The sequence below is a fragment of the Absiella sp. AM29-15 genome (genome assembly GCF_003434225.1).
Taxonomy (GTDB): domain Bacteria; phylum Bacillota_I; class Bacilli_A; order Erysipelotrichales; family Erysipelotrichaceae; genus Hoskinsella; species Hoskinsella hominis.
Genome location: NZ_QVFL01000003.1, coordinates 25800 through 44459 on the forward strand (window position 1 = coordinate 25800; position 18660 = coordinate 44459).

Below are 18660 nucleotides of genomic sequence, written 5' to 3' on the forward strand. Positions count from 1 at the left end.
TTTGATTTAAGGTTTCTGTTATATCATGTAAGTGTAAAAGGAAAGCAGGTGGAAATATGGCAAAAACACAAACCGTGTTTGCACGCTATGAGAAAAAATATGTGGTATCATCTAAAAAATATGCAAAACTAATAGAAAAAATAACGCCGTATATGGCATTAGACGAATATGGAAAATATACGATTTGTAATATTTATTATGATACCGACAGTTACGAATTAATTCGCCATTCTCTGGATAAACCTTCTTATAAAGAAAAACTGAGAATACGCAGTTATGGTACACCACATGATGAGGATTCGGTATTTATAGAATTAAAGAAAAAGGTAAATGGTATTGTATATAAACGAAGAACGATTTTGCCTTGTGCAATCGCTATGGATTATATGAATCGGGGTATTATGCCAAAAGATGAACAAATTCTAAAAGAAATTGGATGGTTTATCCAGCGTTATGATTTATCAAAACAGACATATATCGCATATGATCGTATGGCGTATTTTGGTAAAGAGAATCATGATCTTCGTATCACTTTTGACTTTGATTTACGCTATCGATTAGACCACTGTGATTTGCGTTTTAAAGATGATGGCGCACCAATTCTTGATCATAATGATATACTAATGGAAATCAAAATGCCATTAGCGATGCCTTTATGGTTATCGAATATCTTAAACGAATTAGAAATATATCCATGTTCCTTTTCTAAATATGGAACATGTTATCGGGAACATATATTTGCACAAGAAAAAATAGGAGGATTTGTTTATGTTTGATAGTATTTTTACATCGATGAATGTCATAGATATGTTGATTTGCAGTGGGGTATCCATTATTTGTGGATTATTCATTGGTTATGTATATATGTTTAAAAATGTATATCATAAAGGTTTTGTGGTCAGTGTGGTATTGATGCCTGTCATCGTGCAGGTAGTCATTATGATGGTCAATGGCAATTTAGGAACCGGCGTCGCTGTTGTTGGAGCATTTTCATTGGTACGTTTTCGTAGTGTTGCCGGCGGTGCACGAGAAATATCTACTATATTTTTATCAATGGCAATCGGTCTTGCGACAGGTATGGGCTATGTTATGTTCGCAATCGTCTTTGCGCTGTTGATTGGTATTACCAGTATGATTTTATATGGCAGTTCATTTGCGGAAGCGAATGTAATGGAAAAAGAATTAAAAATAACAATACCAGAATCTTTGGATTATGAAGGCATCTTTGATGATATTTTCCAACAATATACCACAAAAAACGAATTGTTGAAGGTGAAAACGACCAATATGGGAAGTTTATACGAATTACATTATCATATCTGTTTACGAAAAGGTATTGTGGAAAAAGAAATGATTGATGAATTACGGTGTAGAAATGGCAATCTGAATATCATATGCGGCAGACTGCCTGTAAATAAAGAAGAACTTTAGGAGATGAGGATATGCGAAAACAAACAATGATTGCTTTTATACTCAGTATGGCTTTATTAATTAATGGATGTCAGAAGAAAGAGGAATCTACCACCAATACATCACAAGCTCAATCCACAACGGTAAAGAATGCCACAACATCCAAAATCGATTTCACTTTTGCGGATGAAGATTTTGATGATTCCTATGATGAACAGGCGATATCCATTGACTTATCGGATGCATCTTTGAAGGCTGATGGTGTTTCTATCAAGAATGGAAGTATTACCATATCCAAGGCAGGTACTTACGTATGCAACGGTTCGCTAAAAAATGGTTCTATCATTGTGGATGCAGGTAAAGAAGACCTAGTTCGTATCGTATTAAATAATGCCAATATCACAAGTGATACAAGCAGTGCAATCTATGTAAAACAAGCAAAAAAGACAGTATTGATTTTAGCGAAAGATAGTGAAAATACAATCAGTGATGCGAAAGATTATACCTATGAGGATGCAGAAAAAGAAGAACCCAATGCCGCAATCTTTTCAAAAGATGATTTAAGTATCACTGGTAGTGGAAAACTTATTGTAAATGCAAATTTCAATCATGGTATTTTCTCAAAAAATCAACTGGTCATTACGAGTGGTAGTTTTGATATTACAAGTCAAAATGATGGATTAAAAGGAAAAGACGGTATTGCGATTGCGGATGGTACATTTACCATCAACGCTCAGGGTGATGGTATGCAGGCAAGTGAATCACAAGAGGAAAGTAAAGGCTGGGTATATATTGAGGCAGGTACTTTTCATATCACATCTCAAGGGGATGGAATACAGGCAGAAACAAATTTAGAAATTAGTGATGGAACCTTTGACATCACAACCGGAGGAGGCAGTCAAAATGCTTCCACAAAATCTGATTGGGGCAGATGGGGACCACAGGATCAAACATCCACAAATGAAGATACTACCAGTGCTAAAGGTATAAAGTCTGGAAAAGATATGATCATATCCAAGGGTACCTATACGTTTGATACAAGTGATGATGCGATACATACCAACGCATCTATGGATATCAAAGATGGTACTTACACCATACAAAGTGGAGATGATGGCATACATGCAGATGAAACACTGACGGTGGAAAAAGGCAGTATGGATATCAAAAAAAGTTATGAAGGAATAGAAGGAAATCAAATAGTGATACAGGGTGGAGATATTCAGGTCGTGTCAAGTGATGATGGTTTAAATGCAGCTGGAGGAAATGATGGAAGTTCGATGAATGGGCGTCCTGGACAAAATACATTTAGCTCATCTGACAGTGATGTATCTATCACGATTACGGGTGGAAATATCTATGTCAATGCATCCGGAGATGGTTTAGATTCTAATGGCAATTTATATATCAAAGGTGGCAGTGTGATTGTGGATGGACCCCAAGATAGTGGAAATGGTGCATTAGATTATGATGGAACATGTGAAATTACAGGTGGAACATTGATTGCGGCTGGTATGAGTGGCATGGCGCAAATGCCATCAGATACAAGTTCTCAGGCAAGTGTGATGATCACCTTTGATCAAACACAAAGTGAAAATACACTGATATCACTCATGCAGGATAATGATTTGATCATTGCCTATGCCCCATCAAAGAAGTTTAATAATATCGTCATATCCACGCCATCTCTAACAAAAGATAAAACATATTCGATTCAAAGTGGTGGCACCATCAGTGGTTTAGAAAGCAAAAAAGCAATCACAGAAGGTACAATCAACAATGCTTCTACCCTTGGCAGCTTTACTTTGTCTGATATGGCCACAAGTATTTCGCAGGATGGTACAAGTGTACAGGCAGGTATGAATCAGCCACAAGGAAAGCCAGGTGGAGATAAAAAAATGGGCGGCCCAGGTGGTCATGGTATGTAAGAACAGCAGAAATGCTGTTTTTTTCTCTTGTTTCATGTTAGAATAAGAACGCAATCTTGATAAAAGGAGTCGTTATGAAGAAATATCGAAGTTTACTATTTGATGCAGATGGAACATTATTAGATTTTGAGGCGGCGGAGAAAAGTGCATTGCGCAATACATTTGCGAAATACCAGCTGCCATTTAATGAAGAAATCGAACAGACATATACTAAATTAAACCAGGAGTTGTGGAAAGCGCATGAGCGAGGCGAAATTGATCGTCATACCTTGATTTACACCCGTTTTGGCAAGCTGTTTGATATATATCATTTTGACGCTGATGGTGTAAAATTTGAAGATGATTATCAATTGGCATTAGGACAGGGACATGAATTAATTGATCATGCGATGGAAGTTGTCACAAACTTAAAAAATGATTATGATTTATATATCGTAACTAATGGCGTAGTCGCAACACAATATTCTCGTTTAAAAGACAGTGGTTTGGATCAGCATTTTAAAAAGATCTTTGTATCTGAAGAATGTGGATATCAAAAACCATCAAAAGAATATTTTGATGTTGTTTTTGAGGCAATCAAGCCAAAATCCAAAGAAGAAGTATTGATCATTGGAGATAGTTTATCCAGTGATATACAAGGGGGCAACAATGCAGGTATTGCGACCTGCTGGTTTAATCCAAAAGCTCATCCACATAAACATCACTTACGAATTGATCATGAAATAAAAGACTTACGCGAATTATATGATATTGTCGGGAAAGGAGATACATATGGCAGATAAGAAATTAGATACAAAAGCATTGTTAGAAAAAAGCAGAGCTGCAAAAGCAAATACACCAACCAAAGCATTACAGAAAAAATTAGGCAAGAAGAAAAATGGTGCGAAATTTGGCAAAGTAAATTTTAACGGATAAGAAAAAATGCTGATGATGTTTCAGCATTTTTTTGTGATAGTTGGGTAGAGATATTATACCTAAATATCTATGAATCAAATTTAAGATATGACTATTACTATACCAAAATCGTAACAGCTTTATTTTTATTTTCGATATGTGCCAGTGTTGTACTTCCACCATCCTCACCATCAAGTGTCCAAGGGATATCTTCTACAGATTCGATATCTAAACTGCTGGCAGTGGTAAAATACATCCAGTCATGGTTGACTTCACGTTTTAACAATGCGGCAATAATTACCTGAGCATCAAGGGGATTATTGGGTGTTCTAATCATCAGAATTTCAAACAGACCATCATCCAGCTGCGCATGTTTTGTGGAAACAGTCGTAAATCCAGCGACATATTTAGAATTGGTGATACATCCAAACATATAATCATCTTCAATCATTTCGCCATTAACATGTAATTTTATATGATAGCGGGGAATATTTGCCAATTGTTTCATACCTTCCAGATAATAAGCAACTTTTCCAAACATGTTTTTTGATTGTTGTGGTGTGGAATAGGATACATCAGTAAAAATGCCAAATGCAGCAACATATGTGAAATAGCGGGTATTGAATAAACCGATATCACAGGCAAAAGGATTCCATCGTTCAATGGTATCCATTAATTTCTCAGGACTTTTACTGATTTTTAGAGTAGATGCGAAATCATTGACTGTACCAGAAGGAAGATAGGCAAGATGTGGTTGTGTGGATAAAGGAAGTACACCATTGATAACTTCATTCCATGTTCCATCTCCACCAATACATAATAAAATATCATGACTTGGCCCAAGCTCTTTACTTAAGGTAATCGCATGGCCTTTTGATTGTGTAATGTACACATGAACATGATCTTGTGCCTTACTAAAACGATCGCATATCGTAAATAAAGCACTCTTTCCATTGCCTTTACCGGCTTTTGGATTCATAATGATCATTACATTTCGATTCATTGTATCACCCCATCATTTTTATTATTATAAACCAAAGCTTGTAAAAGGTAAAACAAAATGACAAAAACTGTGAATGAGTGAACTTCAAATCTTTTACATTCAGTATTTGCGATACTTGCTTTTCATAAAATTTTTTATGTTCTTCATTTCTTTTTTTGCGTAAATGCTCTATACTATTGAGGTGGCAGGAAGTAGGGATAATATGGATACCAATCGTTTATTGGATATGGCGGCTTTTGCAGGGAAACTGTTAATAGAAAGCGGCGCAGAAATATATCGTGTAGAAGAAACTATGGTACGTTTATGTACCTGTTTTCATGAAGTAGAAGATGCACAAAGTTTTGTGACACCCACGGGTATCATGTTCTCTATCACTGTAGGGCAGCAAACACTAACAAAAGTATTACGTGTGAAAAGCCGTGGAACTGATTTAAACTGTATTGATAAAATAAATGATTTATCAAGACGTGCGACACAACATGCGTATTCTATAGATGAAATATGGAAAGAGTTACAGGATATCGCCAATGAAAAGCGCTATGGCTTTTGGACTACTTTATTATTTGGGGCACTAAGTGCCTTGGGTTTTGCGATATTTTTTCATGGGACATGGAAAGAAGCATTCGTATCTTTTTTGATTGGAATGTTAATTAAAACTGTAAGCTTTTTACTAGAGAAGCGGGAATGGAATGTATTCTTTACCAATGCATTATCAGCAGGCTTGGCAGCAGTAGCGGCACTTGGTTTTCAATATATGGATCATGGTATTAATAGTGATATCGTGATTATCAGCAGTATCATGCTTTTGGTTCCAGGACTTGCGATTACCAATGCTGTTCGAGATACCATGGCAGGAGATTATTTATCAGGAGTGGCACGTGCAACCGAAGCATTTTTAATTGCTGTAGCAATCGCAGTAGGTATAGGTTTTGTGTTAAGCATGTCTATCCGTTTGAAAGGAGGATTATAAGATGCTGGAAATATTAATTGGCTCTTTTATCGCTTCTTTAGGCTTTGGAATATTATTTAATATCAAAGGAAAAAAGCTGTTACTGGCAGCAATTGGCGGTTCTTTGGGTGGTGTTGTTTATCAACTATGCTTAGATTTTGGCGCAAGTGAATTAAGTGCAATGTTTATCGCATCCATTTGTTTTTCACTTTATTCTGAAATATTGGCAAGAACTGCCCATACCCCGGTTACAACATTTATCATTTGTGCATTAATTCCCTTAGTACCAGGAGGTGGCATGTATCGTACGATGCTTGCCGCAATACAAGGAGATATTATGAAAGCTTTAACAATGGGCTTAGATACGATAACGATTGCAGGGGCACTTGTACTTGGGATATTACTTGTGTCCACGATTATGAAAGCAATCACAAAACGTAAAAAAACAGAGGTGAAAGCATGAAAAAAGTAGAACTATTAGCACCCGCAGGATCGATGGAAGCATTATATGCAGCTGTACAGAATGGTTGTGATGCTGTGTATCTTGGCGGAGAAATGTTTGGCGCAAGAGCATTTGCGCAAAACTTTACAAGAGATGATTTAAAAGAAGCGATATGCTATGCTCATATGTATGGTGTAAGTGTTTATATCACAGTTAATACATTAATCAGAGAAGATGAAATGCATGCGGCTATAGATTATGTTTCTTATTTACAAGATATTGATGTAGATGCATTGATCATACAGGATTTAGGATTACTTCATGTTGTTAGAAATGTGTTCCCGGATATGGAAGTACATGCTTCTACTCAAATGCATGTACATAATCCAGATGGTATTTTATTCTTGAAAAATCAAGGTGTAAAACGAGTCGTTGTCCCAAGAGAAACAACCATCGAAGAAATAGAAGCATACGCAAAACTTGGCGTGGATTTAGAAGTATTTGTACAAGGTGCTTTATGTGTGTCCTATTCTGGACAGTGTTTGATGAGTTCTGTTTTATTTGATCGAAGTGGAAATCGTGGCGCATGTGCACAACCTTGTCGTATGCAATATGGTTTATATCGAAAAGAAGAAGATTGTCTAGTGCCAATTAAAAGTAAAGGAGATTATCTGTTAAGCCCAAAGGACTTAAATACCTTAGAACGTTTACCAGAATTAATAGATGCTGGCGTTGCTTCTTTTAAAATTGAAGGAAGAATGAAACGACCAGAATATGTAGCTTATATGGTATCACTGTATCGTCAGGCAATTGATGCACATTTAGCACATCGTAAATTCAAAGTTAGTAAAGAAATGATAGAAGATATGCAGAAATTATTTCATCGTGGATTTACAACAGGACATATTTTTCATCAAAAAGGCAGTGCATTAATGAATCCGATTCGTCCTAATCATATGGGCGTGGAAGTCGGTAAAATCATTGGTTTGAAAAAAGATAAAATGCGTGTGAAATTAAGCCGTGATCTTGATCAGGGAGATGGTGTACGTATTTTAGGTGATGAAGATGAAGGATTTCGTGTGAATAAAATATATAAAGATGGCTTGCTTGTCAATCATGGCGATGCGGGAAGTATCATTGAATTAGATCGTATCTATGGTGTAAAAGAACATGCGATGATTCTAAAAACCAGTGCTGTTCACCAATTAAAACAGCTGCAGGAAAGCTATCAGGGATATCAGCGAAGAGTTGATATTTATGGCAGATTCACGATGAAAAAAGATCAACATCCATCACTTTCTGTATATGATGAGCAAGGCAATCAAGTAGAAATCATCAGTGATTGTATTGTGGAAAAAGCTATGAAAACACCATTATCCAAAGAACGTTTAGAAGCACAGCTGATGAAAACCAAAGATACCCCATATACTTTTCAAAATATCGAATTTGATATGGATGAAGATGCAATCATGCCAATCAAAGAAATCAATCAGATGCGACGAGATGCTTTAGCGGCATTGAATGAAAAACGTGTCCTACAACATCCAAATCGCAGGAAAAATGATAAAAAAGATCAAAGCATATCTTTAACACAAAAGAAAGAATGCAGTATCATCCTTCATACCTATGAACAATATCGTGCATGTGTTGATCAGGATGTTACCATCTATATTGATTCTTTGCCATTATATGAAAAAATCAAACAAGAAAATCCAGAAGTAAAGCCGATAACACCACGCATTATGAAAACAGCCTATCCAGATCAGGGTATGATACAAGATATTGGTGGATTATATCAGGAAAAAAATTATATTTATGGAACATCTTTAAATGTATCCAATTCCTATAGCGCACAGTTCTTATTTGAACATCAGGCACAAAGTGTTGTTTTCTCATTAGAAACAGATAAAGATGAATGTATAAAGATTATGAAGCAGGCAAAACAGCGTTATCATGGTGGAAGCTTTGCGTATGTAGTATATGGAAAACGAGAACTTATGGTAAGTGAATATTGTCCAATCAACGCAGTGGAAAAAGACAGTGATAAGAAGAACTGTGGCTTATGCCGTAAACATGATTATTTATTAATCGATAAGAAAAAACGTCAGTTTCCTTTGATGATGGATGAAAACTGCCGTATGCATTTATTAGAAGAAACTGCATGGAATCGTTTAGAGGATATTCAAGAGCTGAAAAAAGCAGGAATACAACATTTTATCTGTATATTGAACGATGAAGACGAACAGACAAGTAGAGAAGTAATCAAACAGGTGACAAGCCTATGTCAATGAATACCAAAACATTATTAACAGCTCCGATCCCTAAGCTGTATCTTTCATATTTATTGCCAACATTAATCGCAATGTTATCTAATTCTTTATATTGTCTGGTAGATGTTTATTTTATCTCAAAAGGGGCTGGCAGTGTTGGTCTTGCGGCATTAAATATTGCCATGCCAATCTTTACACTATACTCAGCAATCGGCTTATTATTTGGTGTTGGTGGAGCAACGGTTATGGCAGTTGCAGAAGGCTCACATCATTTAAAGGAAAGAAATCAGGCGTTCACATTAAGTGTGGCATGTATGCTCATCATTGGGATTTTTATCAGCATTGCCGGTACTGTTTTTTTAGAACCTTTTGCCTATGCACTAGGCAGCAGTGAAGCATTATTGCCTTATGTAAAACAATATATGCTACCTGTTAATATCAGTGCTTTTGCTTTTGTGTTAATGTATGCTGCAAGTATTTTAATACGTGCAGACCATGCGCCAAAGCTTGCGATGAATGCCATGTTGCTTGGAAATATCAGCAATATGATATTGGATTACGTATTTGTAATGTTGTTTGGTATGGGACTACAGGGAGCCGCAATTGCGACATGTATCTCACCATTTTTAACGATTATCGGTGTATCCTTTCATTTTATACTAAAGAAGAATACAGTGCATTTTACAAAGGATTGTTTTCATAAAAATCTATTAAAACGTATTTGCAGCAATGGATTAGGCAGTGGAATCATGGAAATCAGTGCAGGGGCAATCATACTATTATTCAATGTGGTAATTTTGCATATGGCTGATGAATTATTTTTAGCAAGTTATGCGATTGTGACCAATATTGCTTATGTTTGTAAAGGTCTGTTGAATGGTTTTGCACAGGGAATCCAGCCAATCATATCCGCAAATTTTGGTGCTGGCAATCGTGAACGTGTCAAAGAAGCATTAAAGGTATGTATTTGTTTCGCATCTGCCTTCGCTATTATCGTATATTTGATTTTTTTGATATTTCCACAAGGTGTCGCTGCGTTATTTGCGAATGGTGATGGCGAGCTGATTACACAATCCGCTACAGGCATTCGTTTATATTTCTCATCTTTGTTATTCACTGCGATGATCACTATGATTATGTATTATTTCCAGTCTATTGAAATGGGAAAGCTATCCACAATGCTTGCGGTATTAAAAGGTTTTGTATTTATTGTAGTCAGTATGGCAATCCTGATTTTCTTATTTGGTATTGATGCTATCTGGTTAAGTGTAACTGCAGCAGAATTATTTGCATTAATGACTGCAGTTATGATCATCAAGAAAGGAAGATTGCTGGCATGATCAATTTAGAAAAAGCAAAGCAGGCATTTGCAGCCTATGTAAAACAATATGATGTACATGATGAACAAATTCAATTGAAAATCAAACATACATATGAAGTTATGCGCTACAGTGAAATGATAGCGAGTGATTTAGCATTATCAGATGAACAAATAAAGCTTGCTTCTCTTATTGGTCTATTACACGATATTGGACGCTTTGAACAAATCCGAAGATATCATACATTTATTGACCGCGATAGTGTAAATCACGCAATGCTTGGCGTTGAAATATTAAAAGAAAAGGATTTTATACGAACTTTTGTAGAAGAAGGATATGATGATATAATTTTTACTGCCATTGCTAATCATAACAAATTTCGTATAGATGAAAGCCTTACAGGAGATACATTGATACAAGCAAAAATCATTCGTGATGCAGATAAAATTGATATCTTTCGGGTAAACAGTACACATAGCTGTGAAACATTGTTTATGTGCAGGGAAGATGAAATGAAAAATACATTAATATCTAAAGAAGTTTTTCAAGATTTTATGACACATACTTCTATATTAAGTGAAAAACGTAAAACACCAGGAGATATTTTAGTATCGCATATAGCTTTGATTTATGATTTTAATTATCCAATTTGTTTTAAAGTACTTTTACAACATTCATGGATACATGATCTATTACGTCGATTTGAATTTGAAAATCCGAATACGAAAAGAGTTATTCAACAGATAGAACAGGAAATACTTGATTATTTAAATAAACATCAATTTAATAGTTGAATGTTGAATGACATCAAGTTATAATAAGGATGCCAGTATTAGGTTGCATCGAAAGATGCTAGCTTATGTAAAAGGGATGGAGTGACTGTAACACTCCATCCCTTAAATTCTTTAAGGAGTACCAGTATTAGGCAAAGGCAGAAACTTCAAAGCAACGCCACTCACCCATTATGTACACCTTACTGGGGTGTTCCCCCAAAACATTCTTCTACAAGAGGAAAGCTATTGCTTCTTGTTCTTGTGTATTGAAGAAATGATTGTGTATACAAGAATTTTAAATAATTAAAATTAACAAAAAAATATGAATTTATAGTTGAATAATGAATGACATCAAGTTATAATAAGGATGCCAGTATTAGGTTGCATCGAAAGATGCTAGCTTATGTAAAAGGGATGGAGTGACTGTAACACTCCATCCCTTAAATTCTTTAAGGAGTACCAGTATTAGGCAAAGGCAGAAACTTCAAAGCAACGCCACTCACCCATTATGTACACCTTACTGGGGTGTTCCCCCAAAACATTCTTCTACAAGAGGAAAGCTATTGCTTCTTGTTCTTGTGTATTGAAGAAATGATTGTGTATACAGTTACTAATAAGACATACGTCATATTAAGCAATAAGTATAACATAACCAAATAATCCATTATACACATGACCTTCCTTCCTAAAGTTCTGGCACGTTGTAATTCAAGTACCATATACTTAACCTCCTCAATTATACATATACGTAAAAAAGGTATGAAAATCCTAAATTTTCTATAAAAAAGTTAAAATAACCTATAAAAAATTAATAAGCATAAATATTATATAAAGTAAACAACAAAAAATATGAATTTATAGTTGAATGGTGAAAGACATCAAGCTATAATAAGAATGCTAGTATTAGGTGGCATCAAAAGATGCTAGCTTATGTAAAAGGGATGGAGTGTAAGTGGCACTCCATCCCTTAAATTCTTTAAGGAATATTATAAGAAAAGGCAACCTTTTAAATATCTCATAGCGGTTGCTTTTTCTTATCTTTCTGGATATAGAATTGTTGTAAAATTCAGTGGATCTATCGTATCTCCATTGTAATAGAAAGTATTATCGGCATATTTTTTTGGAATCTCTATGATATGAATGTATGGTGTCAAATATAAGGCTTTTTCACCTTCAAGCTGTATGATATGATCTTTTAAAGACATCTGGGTGATATCATTCGTATTACTACAAATAATTAGATAGTATCTATCATTACTTTTATCCAAAAACAGGCAGAAGACTCCAACTTCAACGGCGACAAGTAAGTTGGAATACACGCTGTGCACCCTTTGGGCGTGAATGCAGCAATATGAAAATTTCTTGTCTTTTCTTTCTTCTTGTTTCTGTCTTTTTCTATCACAATATTCCACATAATCTTTGTAAGCATTTCTCCTCTTTTTGTGCTATTATTAGCTTAATTACAAAATAGAAAAGAGGTGCTTACATGGTTAAAGAAAAAGAACCTGATGATAAGAATTACCGTGTCTTTCGCTGTATTATAAAGCCTACTCATACGTTTTATGAACCATTTCTACTTGTGACTCATCTTGCGAAAAACCTCTATAATATTGGGATGTTCTATATCCGTAATGCTTATAGTGGTGCTATCAAATCTCCACAGGATAGATTTCTTAATGAAGCGAATGTGATCAACGATCTCAATGGTGTCATTGATCAATTAAATGAAATACGATTGTATGATAAGAAAACGAAACAGAAGAAGAAAAAGCCAGGTAAAATGTTCTCAAAAATCAATGAAGAAAACAGATTCGTTTCCTATGAGCTTTTGGATGGTCTGTTCAAAGTAATGAATCAAGTTGACTATCGTGCATTGCACTCTCATGTAGCTCAACAGGTATTGAGGATGTTGATGCGTGACTGGGATAGCTTTTTCAAAATTCTAAAGAAATATCGTAACGATCCAACAAGCTTAAAAGCTGCACCACATATCCCAAATTATGCAGACAAAAATGGTTATAAAACTGCGACTTTTACCAATCTATCTTGTGATATCAGAAAAGATAAGAAAGGTGGTTATGTCCAATTCCCTAAAATAGTGAAGAAGCATGGATTTCCAAGTGATAGATTCTATATCGGAAAATTAGATATGATGGATAAGGACTTTAAACAAATACGTTTGGTGCCAGAAGAAGATCATATCGTTATGGAGATCGTATATGAGATCAAAGCTGTAGAAGATACTGTAGATGTAGAAACAACAGAAAGGATCGCTGGTATCGATATCGGTGTCAACAACTTGGCAAGTATTGCTTTCACTACAGGGCATCAGCCAGTCATCGTAAAAGGAAGGAAAGCAAAGTCGGTAAATCAAAGATACAATAAAGTCATGGCGCATTTACAATCTGAGCACTTAAAAGGCAAGAAACAAGAAACTCATATCAGAACGAAAAGGATGAAACGTGAAACAAGAAGACGCAACAATCAAATGGATGATTTCATGCATAAGAAATCAAGAAAGATCGTTGATACATGTATGGAAGAAAACGTTGAAGTCATCGTGATCGGCAACAATAAGGATTGGAAACAGAACATCAATCTAGGCAAGAAGAACAATCAGAATTTTGTGCAGATGCCATTTCAGAAATTCATCAAAATGATCAAGTATAAAGCAGAAGCAGCCGGCATCAAAGTAATGATAACAGAAGAAAGCTATACATCCAAAGCCAGTAGTATAGACGAGGATCAAATACCTTGTTATGGCGAAGAAGAAAAGGAATATACATTTAGTGGGAAACGAATAAAACGAGGCTTGTACAGAAGTAAAGAAGGTATCTTGATAAATGCAGATATCAATGGCGCAAGCAATATCATAAGAAAAGTATATCCATGTAAGCCAAAACTCAAAGAGCGATGGTATAGAGGTACAGTGAACGTACCAGTCATGTGTATCTAATTGTAAACACGATCAGATACAGATACGAAAAATTCTAGCTTGTACAAATAATGGATAAGCCAGAAGCTCCCTGCTCTATAGCTGGGAGTAGTTCACCTAGACTAGAATAAAATTTTAGCGATAGATAATTTATTGATAATTCATCAGCTTGAATCAATTGTTCTTTTATTGTATATTTCCTATCGTGTGGTGTAGCCATATTTGAAATTACGAACAGCAGGCAAATAAACACAAGCGATAAAATTATTATTTTCAGTATAAATAAGCGTTTCTTTTTACGATTGATAATATATTCATTACCATCTAATAATTCATTATAATTTAGTTCTAATATTCTCGCGATGGCAGGCAGCATGGTGATGTCAGGATATCCTTTACCAGTTTCATAACAAGATATAGCTTTATCTGAAACATGAAGTTTTTGTGCAAGTTCTTTTTGTGTCCACCCTTTTTCTTCTCGATTTCTTTTTATAATAATGCCAAAGTTTTCCATAATACCCCTCCAAGTACATGGTAAGGCAATTGATACATAAAGTCAATAAAACAGGACTCTCGTTAAATGAGAGCCCTGCTGCTTAAGAAAATTTAGTTTCGATTTTTTGTGACATGAGGATCTACAGTATTTAAATCATCGCCAATGGCATGTAAATGATATCCTGCAGGTCCTTTAATAACCTCACCTGTGTAGGAAAAGCGTGACCCATGACATGGACAATCCCAGGTTTTATCCACATGATTAAAACTACAGATACATCCCATATGCGGGCAAGTGATATCCACAATAAATAATTCATCCTGTTCATCACGATATACACCATATAAATGCCCATCAATTTCCATTTGTTTTGCTTCTTTTTTCAAAGGATAATCAAATTCTCCCTTTTGAAGCTTGCTTTTTATAAAATGAACAGCGGTATTCATATTCTCTTTTAAGAAAGGCAAAGAAAGGAATGAAGTACGTTGTGGAGATGTTAACATTGCATAATTACTATATTGATCTAATAAGTAAGCACTCAGTATTTTGGCAGCCATATTGCTGGTGATATTGCCCCATGCATTATAACCACTAGCAAATAATAAATCCGCATTGTGCTTATCCAGTTTTCCGATTAATGGCAAATAATCAAAAGTAAAATAATCTTCATTTGACCATTCTTCACTGATTTCGTGTATTGGATATAGTGCATATAAGCTTTTTTCAAAGTCCTCATGTTGTTGCGATGTACCTTGACCTGATTTATGCTGATTACCAGCCATGACGATATTTTCTTCAAAAATATTGGCACTATGCATTGGCTTTTCTGCATTAATGATCATTAGATTTGACTGTTTCTGTGTGATCTTTGCGGCACATAATGATTCCTGAATCGGGCGCATACGGGCAAAGTATAAATGCATGTGATCAATAAAAGGAAACTGACATGTGAATACAACTTTGTTGGCATGAATAATACATCCATTAATAGATAATTCATAACCATCATCCTTTTGCTTCATATCTCTTAAAGCACTATGCTCATATATCTGTATATGTCGTTCATCCAATATATCGCTTAATCCTAAACAGTATGCATATGGATTGAATTTCGCCTGATCTTTGATTAAAAGACCAGCTTCCATATAAGTTGGTTCATCTTTACAGCGAACGTATTCACAAGGGATATCTAAATCAAGATATGCTTGGTATTCATCTTGGATATCCGCAACTTTTGCGGCATCATTGGTATAAACAATGGCATCGCTTTTCTGATATTCACAATCAATATGATGCTCCTTAATTATTGCGTCAATGGAAATCATCGCATCATGTTGTGCTTTATAATAGCGTTTCGCAAAGATACGATCATACTTTTCAATTAATGTATGGTATAACAGTCCATGTTGGAACGTTATTTTGCCAGTATTTCTTCCGCTCGCTCCATAACCAATTTGATCAGATTCAAAAATCATGATTTCTGATGTAGCTTTACTGGTATAATAAGCAGTTGTAAGGCCGGTTAATCCAGCACCAATAATCGCAATATTGGTGTATAAATCTTGTTCGACTTTAGGATAATGTTTATCACATTTTGTGTGTTTGATCCAATAGGATTCTTTCATGAAATCACCTCTGCTCACAGTATGGCCTTTTTCAAAGATTTTATAATAGATAATATAGTTGAATTATCATAATGAAACCGATATACTTTATGTAATGAATAACGAGGTGGTATTCTGTGAAGCAGATTTTAGTCATTGATGATGATATACATATTGGAAATGTAATAGAGGAAACTTTAGTGAAGGAAGGATATGATGTCGCAAGAGCATATTCTGGTACGGAAGCACTTCTTTATTTATCTAAACAGCATCCTGATTTGATATTACTAGATTTAATGCTGCCAGGTTTAAATGGGGAGGAAATCCTGCCAAAGATGGCTTCGATTCCGGTTATTGTTGTGAGTGCCAAAGTGGATACATCTGATAAAGTAAATTTATTACTACAAGGTGCAAATGATTATATCACAAAGCCATTTGATATGGCAGAATTACTTGCAAGAATCACTGTACAGCTAAGAAAGATAAAATCTCCAACATCTCATATTTTTCATTTTCATGATATTACATTAGATTTACAGACACACAAAGTATATGTACTTAAACAGGAAATCAAGCTTACGAAAACAGAATATGCCATTTTAAAATTGTTAATGCAGAATCCATCCCAGGTATATACGAAATCAAATATATTAGATGAAATTCGTATGGATACTTTGGATTGTGTAGAAAGTTCTTTGAAAGTACACATCAGCAATTTGCGCAAGAAATTACGGAGTGTAAGTGATCAAGAATATATAGAGGCAGTATGGGGAATTGGATTTAAAATGAAAGAAAACTGATTCTTTACGATTTCTTAACGTTTTTCTTAACTGCTTCCTTAACCTTTTATTTATATAATAAGGCTGTGAAAACAAGGAGGTATAAGAAATGGAATATATATTTACAACCAATGCATTAGAGAAAACCTATAAGCATTTTGATGCGTTAAATCATTTGAATATGCATGTCCCAAAGGGTTCTATTTATGGGTTTGTGGGAAAGAATGGAGCAGGAAAAACAACGTTGATTCGTTTATTATGTGGTTTACAAAAACCAACCAAGGGAAGTTTTTCTTTATATGGCGTAGCACATGATGATGCGAAAATTCATGACGTACGAAAAAGAATTGGCGCAGTTGTGGAAACACCCTCCATATATTTAGATATGAGTGCAAGGGATAATCTAAAGGAACAATATCGCATCTTAGGTTTGCCATCAGATGATGGCATAAACAAGCTGCTTCATCTGGTAGGATTAGATCAGACAGAAAAAAAGAAAGCGAAAAATTTTTCTTTAGGCATGCGGCAACGGCTGGGCATTGCGATTGCACTTGCGGGCAACCCAGACTTTCTAGTTTTAGATGAGCCTGTGAATGGTCTTGATCCGGAGGGTATTATTGAAATCAGAGAATTGATTTTAAAATTAAATAAAGAATATCAAATCACAATTTTGATATCCAGTCATATTCTTGATGAATTATCCAGACTTGCTACACATTATGGCTTTATAGATCATGGAATGATTGTAAAGGAAATCAGTGCAAAAGATTTGGAAGCTGCCTGTAGAAAATGTGTACGTATACAGGTATCAGATACAGCGATTCTTTCCCGTATTCTGGATGATATGCATATGGACTATAAAATATTATCCACAAAAGAAGCAGATATTTATGGAAAAATTAATGTCACAGAATTAACATTAAAGCTTTTGGAGGAAGGCTGTATCATCGATAGAATCAATGAACATGATGAAAGTCTAGAAAATTATTATATTAATCTGGTGGGAGGTGGCCGACATGAATAAATTATTGTCCGCAAATTTCCTGCGTCTTAGAAAAAATACATGTTTTTGGGGCTGTGTCATCTATATGATCGTTGTCGCAGTTATATATCCCATCATACGATATGTTGGAATGAAGCATACAGGATATATCACTTATTTAGAAGGTGGATTTAGTGTATATGCAATATTTGTGCCCATCTTAATGGCAATCTTTTGTAGCTTATTTGTGGGAAGAGAATACAGTGATGGCACTATTCGCAATAAGATCATGATTGGACATAAGCGATTAGATATTTATTTGTCGAATCTGATAACCAATGCGATTGTGATGTTTTTGCTTTGTACCATATTCATAATAGTTTATTTATGTGTAGGAATACCTTTGCTAGGCTTTTTTAAATCAGATGTTTCCTATGTTTTACAGATTGTTTGTCTGGCTTATATACTTTGTCTGGCATTCACCTGTATCTATACAGCGGTGTCCATGATTAGTTCAAGTAAAGCAATATCTTCGATTGTATGTATGATGAGTGTGTTTATTTTGATCATGATTGGAATATATATCAACGCCCGTTTAGAAGAACCAAAAATGTATCCTGCTTATAATGTTTTACAAGATGGAGAAATGGAAGAAAAAGAAGAATTAAATCCTAATTATCTAGAAGGTACAAAACGTGATGTATATGCGTTCTTAAATGATTTTTTACCTGGTGATCAGGTGGTTCAGTGTGCTTCTATGCAGATAGAAAAACCAGTTGTGTTGATGATATATTCTGGCATGATTAGTATCATTTCTAGTGGAATTGGTATATATCTGTTTAAACAAAAAGATTTAAAATAGAAACGAGGTGGTAT

At 35.0% G+C, this 18660-nt stretch carries 18 protein-coding genes; 14 read left to right on the forward strand and 4 right to left on the reverse strand.

Annotated elements, in window-relative coordinates:
- Nucleotides 1–56 precede the first annotated feature (56 nt).
- From DW761_RS03955 to DW761_RS21130, 5 genes are all read left to right on the forward strand, one after another.
- Nucleotides 57–776: a polyphosphate polymerase domain-containing protein gene (locus DW761_RS03955; protein ID WP_117516474.1), complete on the forward strand. Its 720-nt coding sequence runs from the start codon at nt 57–59 to the stop codon at nt 774–776.
- Nucleotides 769–1431 (forward strand): DUF4956 domain-containing protein, encoded by a 663-nt coding sequence (locus DW761_RS03960; protein WP_117456041.1) that lies wholly within the window; start codon nt 769–771, stop codon nt 1429–1431. The genes DW761_RS03955 and DW761_RS03960 overlap by 8 nt, the downstream gene beginning before the upstream one ends.
- 11 nt (nt 1432–1442) lie before the next feature.
- The gene (locus DW761_RS03965) at nt 1443–3338 is read left to right on the forward strand and encodes a carbohydrate-binding domain-containing protein (protein ID WP_117516475.1); all 1896 of its coding nucleotides are present in this window, start codon (nt 1443–1445) and stop codon (nt 3336–3338) included.
- A gap of 74 nt (nt 3339–3412) precedes the next feature.
- Nucleotides 3413–4120 carry a YjjG family noncanonical pyrimidine nucleotidase gene (locus DW761_RS03970; protein ID WP_117516476.1) on the forward strand — a complete coding sequence of 236 codons (708 nt, stop codon included), beginning with the start codon at nt 3413–3415 and terminating at the stop codon, nt 4118–4120.
- A complete protein-coding gene (locus DW761_RS21130; RefSeq protein WP_178695255.1) occupies nt 4110–4253 on the forward strand; it encodes a hypothetical protein in 144 nt (47 codons plus the stop codon). Before DW761_RS03970 ends, DW761_RS21130 begins: the two co-directional genes overlap by 11 nt.
- A gap of 97 nt (nt 4254–4350) precedes the next feature.
- Here DW761_RS21130 and DW761_RS03975 read toward each other — a convergent pair whose 3' ends face one another.
- On the reverse strand, nt 4351–5235 hold the full coding sequence (locus tag DW761_RS03975) for a diacylglycerol/lipid kinase family protein (RefSeq protein WP_117516477.1): 885 nt from the start codon (nt 5233–5235) through the stop codon (nt 4351–4353).
- Between the two features lie 163 nt (nt 5236–5398).
- Between DW761_RS03975 and DW761_RS03980 the strand changes: the two genes are divergently transcribed.
- The 5 genes from DW761_RS03980 to DW761_RS04000 are packed head-to-tail and all read left to right on the forward strand — an operon-like array spanning nt 5399 to nt 11009.
- A complete protein-coding gene (locus tag DW761_RS03980; protein ID WP_233513017.1) occupies nt 5399–6205 on the forward strand; it encodes a threonine/serine exporter family protein in 807 nt (268 codons plus the stop codon).
- Nucleotide 6206: 1 nt separating this feature from the next.
- Nucleotides 6207–6647: a threonine/serine exporter family protein gene (locus DW761_RS03985; protein WP_117456058.1), complete on the forward strand. Its 441-nt coding sequence runs from the start codon at nt 6207–6209 to the stop codon at nt 6645–6647.
- Entirely contained in the window at nt 6644–8917 is a 2274-nt protein-coding gene (locus DW761_RS03990; protein WP_117516478.1) for a U32 family peptidase, read from the forward strand. Before DW761_RS03985 ends, DW761_RS03990 begins: the two co-directional genes overlap by 4 nt.
- The gene (locus tag DW761_RS03995) at nt 8908–10236 is read left to right on the forward strand and encodes an MATE family efflux transporter (RefSeq protein ID WP_233509625.1); all 1329 of its coding nucleotides are present in this window, start codon (nt 8908–8910) and stop codon (nt 10234–10236) included. The genes DW761_RS03990 and DW761_RS03995 overlap by 10 nt, the downstream gene beginning before the upstream one ends.
- Complete coding sequence (locus tag DW761_RS04000; protein WP_117516479.1) at nt 10233–11009, forward strand: HD domain-containing protein; 777 nt, start codon at nt 10233–10235, stop codon at nt 11007–11009. The genes DW761_RS03995 and DW761_RS04000 overlap by 4 nt, the downstream gene beginning before the upstream one ends.
- 1013 nt (nt 11010–12022) lie before the next feature.
- On the opposite strand, the gene DW761_RS20920 is transcribed toward DW761_RS04000, so the two are convergent.
- Nucleotides 12023–12256 (reverse strand): hypothetical protein, encoded by a 234-nt coding sequence (locus DW761_RS20920; protein ID WP_147323301.1) that lies wholly within the window; start codon nt 12254–12256, stop codon nt 12023–12025.
- A gap of 218 nt (nt 12257–12474) precedes the next feature.
- Here DW761_RS20920 and DW761_RS21340 point away from each other — a divergent pair, with 218 nt between their 5' ends.
- A complete protein-coding gene (locus DW761_RS21340) occupies nt 12475–13944 on the forward strand; it encodes an RNA-guided endonuclease InsQ/TnpB family protein (protein WP_233513018.1) in 1470 nt (489 codons plus the stop codon).
- Between the two features lie 34 nt (nt 13945–13978).
- Here DW761_RS21340 and DW761_RS04015 read toward each other — a convergent pair whose 3' ends face one another.
- On the reverse strand, nt 13979–14437 hold the full coding sequence (locus tag DW761_RS04015) for a helix-turn-helix domain-containing protein (protein WP_117516481.1): 459 nt from the start codon (nt 14435–14437) through the stop codon (nt 13979–13981).
- A 92-nt stretch (nt 14438–14529) separates the two neighbouring features.
- Complete coding sequence (locus tag DW761_RS04020) at nt 14530–16044, reverse strand: FAD-dependent oxidoreductase (protein WP_117516482.1); 1515 nt, start codon at nt 16042–16044, stop codon at nt 14530–14532.
- 116 nt (nt 16045–16160) lie between these two features.
- On the opposite strand from DW761_RS04020, the gene DW761_RS04025 reads away from it, so the two are divergent.
- The 3 genes from DW761_RS04025 to DW761_RS04035 all read left to right on the forward strand — a co-directional run bounded on the left by DW761_RS04025 (nt 16161) and on the right by DW761_RS04035 (nt 18646).
- Nucleotides 16161–16823, forward strand: a complete 663-nt coding sequence (locus tag DW761_RS04025) for a response regulator transcription factor (protein ID WP_117516483.1) — start codon at nt 16161–16163, stop codon at nt 16821–16823.
- Nucleotides 16824–16911: 88 nt separating this feature from the next.
- Nucleotides 16912–17826, forward strand: a complete 915-nt coding sequence (locus tag DW761_RS04030) for an ATP-binding cassette domain-containing protein (protein WP_117516484.1) — start codon at nt 16912–16914, stop codon at nt 17824–17826.
- Complete coding sequence (locus DW761_RS04035; RefSeq protein ID WP_117516485.1) at nt 17819–18646, forward strand: ABC transporter permease subunit; 828 nt, start codon at nt 17819–17821, stop codon at nt 18644–18646. Before DW761_RS04030 ends, DW761_RS04035 begins: the two co-directional genes overlap by 8 nt.
- Nucleotides 18647–18660: the final 14 nt, after the last annotated feature.